The organism is Acinetobacter sp. YH01019, from assembly GCF_013420285.1.
GTDB classification, from domain to species: Bacteria; Pseudomonadota; Gammaproteobacteria; order Pseudomonadales; family Moraxellaceae; genus Acinetobacter; species Acinetobacter gandensis.
Map to the genome: position 1 here is coordinate 55,257 of NZ_VOYM01000009.1, position 7,259 is coordinate 62,515.

Genomic DNA, 7,259 nt, shown 5'->3' on the forward strand with positions numbered 1-7,259 from the left:
TTTTTTAATTTTATCGTTTTTTAACACGTATCAACACAGGTAATTGATTGATGCCGAGACTTGAAAACAGACCTGCATTTCGGGTACTGACATCACTACTGTTAGGTAGTGGTGCGGGACTTTGCATGTCTGTGTCTTTGGCAGCACCTGTGGTTAATGGATATGTGATGGATGTGCAAATGGTCCCTGCAGTTTGTGCTTATGACCCATTAAAAAATAAAAAGCGCAAATGTTTGGAAGGCTATTCTTTAAATATTACGGGTCTGTATCCAGAGACTAATAGCAAAGATTGTACAACCAATAGTTCACCTAAGCTGCCACCATTGCAAGCCAAAGTGGTGGCACGAATTATGCCCGATGAAAATGCGCGTGTTGCGCTTTGGCATAATATAGGGGGCTGTGTACCAATGAATGCGAGTCAGTATTTCCGTACCGTGATTAACCATGCAGACAAGCTGAAAGTTCCTGAAGAATTAACCAGTCAGGAAACACGTGTCATGCAAGCCGGCGTTTTACGAAATAAGATGGTACGTATGAATAGCGGTTTGGCTGGACAAAGTATAGAGTTTAATTGTATGCAGACCCACGGCAGTAGCATGCTGACTGAAATTCAAATTTGTTATAAAAACAATGGTCAGTACAAACATTGCCCAACCACAGTTGTGGGAAATTGTCCAGCTTCATTCACAATTAAAGGTTCGTTTTAAGCTTTTTTCTGCATTTTATTTGTATTTCCTATCATACTTTTGTTGAAAAGCATTCTCTTTTACATGCAACTGCCAAAAGATTGGAGTACAATCTTTGCCGTTTATGATTATTAAGATTAGATAGAACAGCTATTTAATCATTATGACCTTCCTCAATTGGAGATAATTACATGAAGCAAGCAGTTCGTGTTGCCGTTACTGGCGCAGCTGGTCAAATCGGTTATAGCTTATTATTCCGTATCGCAAGCGGTGAAATGTTGGGTAAAGACCAACCAGTTATCCTTCAATTATTAGAAATTCCAGTTGAGAAAGCTCAACAAGCGCTTAAAGGCGTAATGATGGAACTTGACGACTGCGCATTCCCTCTTTTAGAAGGCATGATCGGTACTGATGATCCTAAAGTTGCATTCAAAGATGCTGACTACGCTCTTTTAGTTGGTTCACGTCCACGTGGTCCAGGCATGGAACGTGCTGACCTTCTTAAAGTAAACGGTGAAATCTTCATCGGTCAAGGTAAAGCGCTTAACGAAGTTGCTAGCCGTGACGTTAAAGTTCTTGTTGTAGGTAACCCTGCAAACACTAACGCTTACATCGCAATGAAATCTGCTACAGATCTTCCAGCGAAAAACTTCACAGCGATGCTTCGTCTTGACCACAACCGTGCGTTAACTCAATTGGCTCAAAAAGCTGGTGTTGCAGTTTCTGACATCAAAACTATGACAGTTTGGGGTAACCACTCTCCAACAATGTATGCTGACTACCGTTTCGCGACTGTAAACGGCGAAAGCTTAAAAGACAAAATCAACGATGCTGCTTGGAACAAAGATGTGTTCCTTCCAACTGTTGGTAAACGTGGTGCTGCGATTATCGAAGCACGTGGTTTGTCTTCTGCTGCTTCTGCTGCAAATGCTGCAATCGACCATATGCGCGATTGGGCTCTTGGCACAAACGGCGAATGGGTAACTATGGGTATTCCTTCTGATGGTTCTTACGGTATCCCTGAAGGCGTAATGTTCGGTTTCCCTGTAACTTGCGAAAATGGCGAATACAAAATCGTTCAAGGTCTTGAAATCGATGAATTCAGCCGTGAGCGTATCAACTTCACTCTAAATGAGCTTGAAGAAGAACGTGCAGCAGTTGCTGACATGATTAAATAATTTAGTATTTTACTAAGTTAGAAAAAGCACTCCTTTTGGGGTGCTTTTTTTTATTAAAAATTGAACAAAAAATAACAACTCATGTAGATGATGTAACTGACACTCGTCAGGCTTCGCGCTAACTTAAAAGAATAATAAGCATAGGCTGAAGGAGAACATAATGTTTGATCAACAACCGACCTTGGAGCTTTTTTTTGATCAATTGGGGTTGGACTCATCCGAGCAGGGTATTGAGCAATTCATTGAGACCCACCAGTTGACCATGGATATTCCTTTACACGAAGCGGCATTTTGGACTAAGTCACAGCGAGATTTCATTATTAGTCATTGGAAGAAAGATGATGAATGGGCCATTGTGGTCGATGTGTTAAATGAGCAATTGCATACAGAACATAAGTTATCAGGGTCATGCAAAATCTAAATACAATTTGAAACAACAAACCTAGCAGTTTTGCTAGGTTTTTTAATCAATATCTTATAAGTTAATTAAATAATAAATGACAGATTAGTTGATAAGGAGGGCGAGATGCTCAATCAAAATAAACCATCCTTAGAATTATTGTTTTCTCAATTGGGGTTAGCCAATAGTGCGGCTGCGATCGAACTTTATGTACGTACGCATCAATTGCCGGCCAATGTATCTTTGCACGATGCACCATTTTGGAATAAGTCTCAGCGCTCTTTTCTCATTAGTCATTTGGTTCAAGATGATGACTGGGCAATTTGGGTAGATGAACTGAATCAGCAGTTACATATGGATGCTTATAAATTACAGCCAGTCTAAGTCGTTTCTTCGAATAAAAAAACACCTCATAGGAGGTGTTTTTTTTATTTAATGCATTTTACTTTGGCATAACTGATTAAACCAATCTTCTTGATGAAAGTTTAAGAATGATGGGTGTTCCAATAAGGTCGCCATTTCAAATTCTGATGTTTTGCAATATTTGTTTAACCAGTGTCGAGTCATTGCGGGCTCATTTTTAACGGCAGAAGCGTATGCTAGATAGAAATAAATACCGCCATGCTCAGCTTTGGACATTGGCTTCATAATTTGCTGAGTAATCAGGGCATAACGTTGCTCTTGAGTAATTTCAAAGAACACCATATAGGCTTTTGCTAAATGCAGCGATAAATCAATATACAAAGCCATCGGCATTTCTTCAAATTCCATACGGCCTTGTTCAAGCAGCACAATCGCTTCCTGAAGGAAATGCACTTTTTCCTGTTGGTTTTTACTGATATCGACTAATTGTAGACGAAGATCAGCACGTTCCAGTGCTAATGTTGGCGTATTCGCTTGTAAGAACAATTGATCAGTTTCGCCAATACGCTGAATGATTTGCTTGGTGTTTTGACGCATCGGAGAATCCTCATCTATGAATGCCTCATATATGAGGATAATTTAAAATTTTTAAAGGATGGAATAGTAATTTACCACATCGTATTGTCATTACGTAGCCATGCTGTAATCGATAAGCGCTGATGCTTGGCTTTGAGAACCTCATGTAGTAAATCACTTTGGAATAACGCAATGCGGTTGGGTTTAGGCTGCACAATGTGCCATTTGTCATTTTTATCTTGTAGACGTAATTCGCCGCCCCAATTTGCTTGCCAATTTTCATGCAAATAATAAACCGCAGAAATGACACGGCCATTTTTACCTTGTGGATTGTCACGGTGCAGGGCGTAGTACTCGCCGGCGTTATAACATGCAAAATGGGCTTCTACATCTTGAATACCCGAATAAAATGCCCGATTGAATTCTTGTGCGAGGGCGTTTAAAGCTTGAATATGTTGTTGTGCGTATTCTAAGTTTTCATTGATCCATAAAATATGATCACTGCGAATATTGCTGACCACGCCATTTTGAATGGCTGCATCACGGAACTGATTTAAGTTGGAAAGACACTCTTCAACAAGTGCATGTATATATGTGAGTGTGTAAGCATCATCAATAATTGTAAAACCGTGTTGATCTAAATCATCAAGAATTTGATCAACCGGCCAAGACTTTGGGAGATAGGCTGCTTCCATGTACAAAACCCCTAAATAGAGCAGAAAAAAGGTGACGTATTCTAGAGCAAGAATAGCATCGGAATGAAACTATTTTTCATGCTAAAATATCCGTTGATATCAGGAATTAATGAAACATGAATTACCGTCACCATTTCCATGCTGGCAACTTTGCCGACGTCATGAAGCACGTTTTGTTGCTTCAGTTATTGAGTCGTCTCAATAATAAAGATAAACCTTATCGCTATGTAGATACGCATGGTGGTGCAGGTAAATATGACTTGTCGACTTCTGAAGCGCAAAAGTCTGGTGAGTTTTTAAATGGTATTCATCGTTTGGTTAAACTTGATGATTCAATTAAACGTAATGCGCCTGAAGGTGTTCAACAATACTTAAAAGTTGTTGAAAAGATGCGTGAAAACTTTGGTAAAGGGGCATATCCAGGCTCACCATGGTTTGCGCTTGAAGGGATGCGTGATATTGATAAAGCAACAATATTTGAAATGCAGCGTGATGTATTTCAGCAGTTGCGCCACAATATTTTTGATAAACGTGCTGGTCTGCATGAACGTGATGCTTATGAAGGGCTTTTAGGGGTTATTCCACCAAAAGAGAAGCGCGGTTTAGTTATGATTGACCCACCTTACGAAATTGAACGTAAGGATTTTCCACAGCTAGTAGAGCTATTAGTTGCTGCTTATAAAAAATGGCCGACAGGTGTTTTTGCAGTATGGTATCCAATTAAAGATCGCGCGATGATTGAACGTTTTGAAAAGAAAATGTACAAAACCGGTATTCGTCGTCAGTTGGTATGCGAAATTTGTGTGTGGCCTGATGACACTCCAGTTGGTTTGAATGGTTGTGGTTTACTGGTGATTAACCCACCTTGGAAATTCTCAGAAGATGCTGATGAAGCGCTACAATGGTTATTCCCACATCTTCGTATGAACGAAAATGGTGGTCATGCTGCTGTACGCTGGTTAGTTGGCGAATAACAGTTATATTTAAATAAGAAAATAGGTCACAGTTAGGATCAAAGAATGACAAATACCAATAAACCTGAACGGGACATTTCTTCGAAGGATGAAAATGCGTTTGATGGCATTACATTTGAAGTTGAAGAAGAGGAACATACCCATGAAGGGCAGAAAGTGAAGCGTCGTGGGATCTATCTGTGGCCAAACCTAATTACAACCGCTGCGTTGTTGTCAGGTTTTTACTCCATTATTGCGAGTATGAATGGTGAATTCCAACAAGCGATTTATGCCATTTTTATTGCGGCACTATTTGATGGTTTAGATGGTCGCGTCGCACGTGCAATTGGTGCACAAAGTCCATTTGGTGAGCAATTTGACTCATTGTCAGACTTACTGGCTTTTGGTGTTGCACCGGCTATTTTGATGTATAGCTGGAGCCTTAATGATTTAGGTCGTATCGGCCTGGCTGCATGTTTTGTTTATACCGCATGTGCAGCTTTCCGTTTGGCGCGTTTTAACGTACAAATTGGTGTGGTCGATAAACGTTATTTTATTGGTGTTGCAAGCCCCTTGGCTGCTGTGATGATTATTTCATTGGTTTGGGTTGGTCTTGATATTCCAGAAGTATTTGATTTGCGTGAGCGTGGTATTCAAGCAATTAACGCTGTAGTAATCATCGCGATTGGTTTGTTGATGATTTCGAATGTGAAATATTATTCATTTAAAACAGTGGATCGTCGTCGAGTTCCTTTCGCAGTGCTACCTGTGATCGTATTTATTTTAGCGGCGGTGACTTACAATATTCCTGTAGGAATTTTGGTACTTTCTGTTATCTATGCATTATCAGGATTTGTTACCACTTTAATGGCCAAGAAGAATACAACAATATGAGTTAGTCCAATGTAGAAAGGAGCTTGATATGCAGTTGCTTATGAATCTAGTCGATGAATCGAAACAACTCAATCAAGCTCGTTTCCCATTTGATCTGGCATATCACCCGCCTAAAGGTTGGTTTAAAATTATTCATCAAGGATTGGTAATTCCAAACCTACCTGCACCGCTACATTATTTTAATTTCATCACCATATTAGGACAGCCTAATATTCCTATGATGCGTAATGCATCCGCAATTCATACTACGTCACTTGATACCGCAACGGTTATTAGTAGTATTAGCCCACAAATGGTTGGACACTTTCATAGTTATTCTTTAGAAAATGAATGTGAAATGCGAGAAGGATATTTTCAATTTGCAAATAGAGAAACACTGACAGGCTCTTTTCCTGAATTTCATTTATACCGCGAGGATGATGAGCTTGAAGTAGATTTACAGATTACCACTAAGCCCATTCTTTCACATTTTAGTAAACTTAAATTAGGGCTATTTGAACATTGGTCACTCCTTTGCGAATGTCGCGGTAGCATTCGTTATAAAGAACAAAGCTTTCAAATTAATCAATTAGGCGCTTTTGAATATGCTCGAGCGATTAATATCCCATATTTACCTTTGTGTTTTTTTACCTATCAAATTATTAATCTAAAAGATCAACGCCAACTATTATTGGCACAGTTGAGAAATAATTTTAATCAAATTATTCAGTCGCGAATTTATCTGCGTGAAGTGTCGTCAGTGAAAGCCGTAATGTTTGATGAAAAGGTGTTATTTAAAGTGCATCGTGTTTATCCCAAAGTGACTACGCCTAATCATCAACACATGTATTTGCCCCGAGAGTTTGAGTGGCAATTTAGCGATGGAGAAACCACTATTCAGATTCAAGCACAAAGTCGCGGAGATTTTAAATTTGGTTTAGCAGCAGGATATGTGGGGAGTTTTAACTATCAAGTTAAAATTAATGATTATGAAGAAGAGGGAACAGCGGGTTATTGTGAATACATTGATTGCAGGCCGCTCAAATGGCAAGAAAAGAAAAATGAAGCAAAAAACACAGAACAACAGCTAGAAACAGCACCAATAGCATTAAAAAAGTAGAAAAAAAGCCTATTTTGCAGAATAAATAAACAAACGTTGCCTATTTTAAAAAATAAATGGGAAAAGGTGTTGCGTTGGGTGTGAAATGCTGTAGAATGCACATCCATCGGCGGTGATGAAGATTAAAACTTCTGATAAAACAGTGACTTAGTTAAGATTGATTGAGTTGGGTTTTAGAAAGAAAGTCTAAAATAATTTGAATTACTAGTTGACACTTTAGAAATAAAGCGTAATATAGCCGACCTAGCTTGCTGGTGACGAATCAGCAAGAAGATCATTAAGAGATTGTGAAGAACAACTTGTGTGGATTTTTACTAGTTGATCAGTCGAAATTATTTTCATTGATTGATGGTAGAAATTACTCGAAGTTTATTTGAGAAATTAATGTCAGAAAATTGATGAGCCAGATTTGGTG

At 39.0% G+C, this 7,259-nt stretch carries 9 protein-coding genes; 7 read left to right on the forward strand and 2 right to left on the reverse strand.

What is annotated here, in order from left to right:
* Positions 1-125 precede the first annotated feature (125 nt).
* The 4 genes from FTT84_RS04100 (at position 126) to FTT84_RS04115 (ending at position 2,648) form a co-directional block, all read left to right on the forward strand.
* A complete protein-coding gene (locus tag FTT84_RS04100; RefSeq protein ID WP_257222784.1) occupies positions 126-707 on the forward strand; it encodes a ribonuclease I in 582 nt (193 codons plus the stop codon).
* 170 nt (positions 708-877) lie between these two features.
* Positions 878-1,864 carry a malate dehydrogenase gene (locus tag FTT84_RS04105; RefSeq protein ID WP_067762865.1) on the forward strand — a complete coding sequence of 329 codons (987 nt, stop codon included), beginning with the start codon at positions 878-880 and terminating at the stop codon, positions 1,862-1,864.
* Positions 1,865-2,024: 160 nt separating this feature from the next.
* Positions 2,025-2,285: a DUF2789 family protein gene (locus tag FTT84_RS04110; protein ID WP_067762864.1), complete on the forward strand. Its 261-nt coding sequence runs from the start codon at positions 2,025-2,027 to the stop codon at positions 2,283-2,285.
* Between the two features lie 105 nt (positions 2,286-2,390).
* Positions 2,391-2,648 carry a DUF2789 family protein gene (locus FTT84_RS04115; RefSeq protein WP_067762863.1) on the forward strand — a complete coding sequence of 86 codons (258 nt, stop codon included), beginning with the start codon at positions 2,391-2,393 and terminating at the stop codon, positions 2,646-2,648.
* 48 nt (positions 2,649-2,696) lie between these two features.
* On the opposite strand, the gene FTT84_RS04120 is transcribed toward FTT84_RS04115, so the two are convergent.
* Both FTT84_RS04120 and FTT84_RS04125 read right to left on the reverse strand, forming a co-directional pair.
* Positions 2,697-3,224 carry a hypothetical protein gene (locus FTT84_RS04120; protein ID WP_067762862.1) on the reverse strand — a complete coding sequence of 176 codons (528 nt, stop codon included), beginning with the start codon at positions 3,222-3,224 and terminating at the stop codon, positions 2,697-2,699.
* A gap of 71 nt (positions 3,225-3,295) precedes the next feature.
* Positions 3,296-3,898, reverse strand: coding sequence for a 2OG-Fe(II) oxygenase (locus FTT84_RS04125; RefSeq protein WP_180056706.1), 603 nt, complete (start codon positions 3,896-3,898; stop codon positions 3,296-3,298).
* 116 nt (positions 3,899-4,014) lie between these two features.
* Between FTT84_RS04125 and FTT84_RS04130 the strand changes: the two genes are divergently transcribed.
* The 3 genes from FTT84_RS04130 to FTT84_RS04140 are packed head-to-tail and all read left to right on the forward strand — an operon-like array spanning position 4,015 to position 6,844.
* Positions 4,015-4,872 (forward strand): 23S rRNA (adenine(2030)-N(6))-methyltransferase RlmJ, encoded by an 858-nt coding sequence (locus FTT84_RS04130; protein ID WP_067762860.1) that lies wholly within the window; start codon positions 4,015-4,017, stop codon positions 4,870-4,872.
* 45 nt (positions 4,873-4,917) lie between these two features.
* Positions 4,918-5,745, forward strand: coding sequence for a CDP-diacylglycerol--serine O-phosphatidyltransferase (pssA, locus tag FTT84_RS04135; RefSeq protein WP_180056704.1), 828 nt, complete (start codon positions 4,918-4,920; stop codon positions 5,743-5,745).
* Between the two features lie 28 nt (positions 5,746-5,773).
* A complete protein-coding gene (locus FTT84_RS04140; RefSeq protein WP_180056702.1) occupies positions 5,774-6,844 on the forward strand; it encodes a DUF6670 family protein in 1,071 nt (356 codons plus the stop codon).
* Positions 6,845-7,259 lie beyond the last annotated feature (415 nt).

What these genes read in the sequence shown, in the direction of transcription:
- FTT84_RS04100 (WP_257222784.1), top strand. Translation starts at nt 126, where the DNA reads ATGTCTGTGTCTTTGGCAGCACCTGTGGTTAATGGATATGTGATGGAT.
- FTT84_RS04105 (WP_067762865.1), top strand. Translation starts at nt 878, where the DNA reads ATGAAGCAAGCAGTTCGTGTTGCCGTTACTGGCGCAGCTGGTCAAATC.
- FTT84_RS04110 (WP_067762864.1), top strand. Translation starts at nt 2,025, where the DNA reads ATGTTTGATCAACAACCGACCTTGGAGCTTTTTTTTGATCAATTGGGG.
- FTT84_RS04115 (WP_067762863.1), top strand. Translation starts at nt 2,391, where the DNA reads ATGCTCAATCAAAATAAACCATCCTTAGAATTATTGTTTTCTCAATTG.
- FTT84_RS04120 (WP_067762862.1), bottom strand. Translation starts at nt 3,224, where the DNA reads ATGCGTCAAAACACCAAGCAAATCATTCAGCGTATTGGCGAAACTGAT.
- FTT84_RS04125 (WP_180056706.1), bottom strand. Translation starts at nt 3,898, where the DNA reads ATGGAAGCAGCCTATCTCCCAAAGTCTTGGCCGGTTGATCAAATTCTT.
- FTT84_RS04130 (WP_067762860.1), top strand. Translation starts at nt 4,015, where the DNA reads ATGAATTACCGTCACCATTTCCATGCTGGCAACTTTGCCGACGTCATG.
- pssA (WP_180056704.1), top strand. Translation starts at nt 4,918, where the DNA reads ATGACAAATACCAATAAACCTGAACGGGACATTTCTTCGAAGGATGAA.
- FTT84_RS04140 (WP_180056702.1), top strand. Translation starts at nt 5,774, where the DNA reads ATGCAGTTGCTTATGAATCTAGTCGATGAATCGAAACAACTCAATCAA.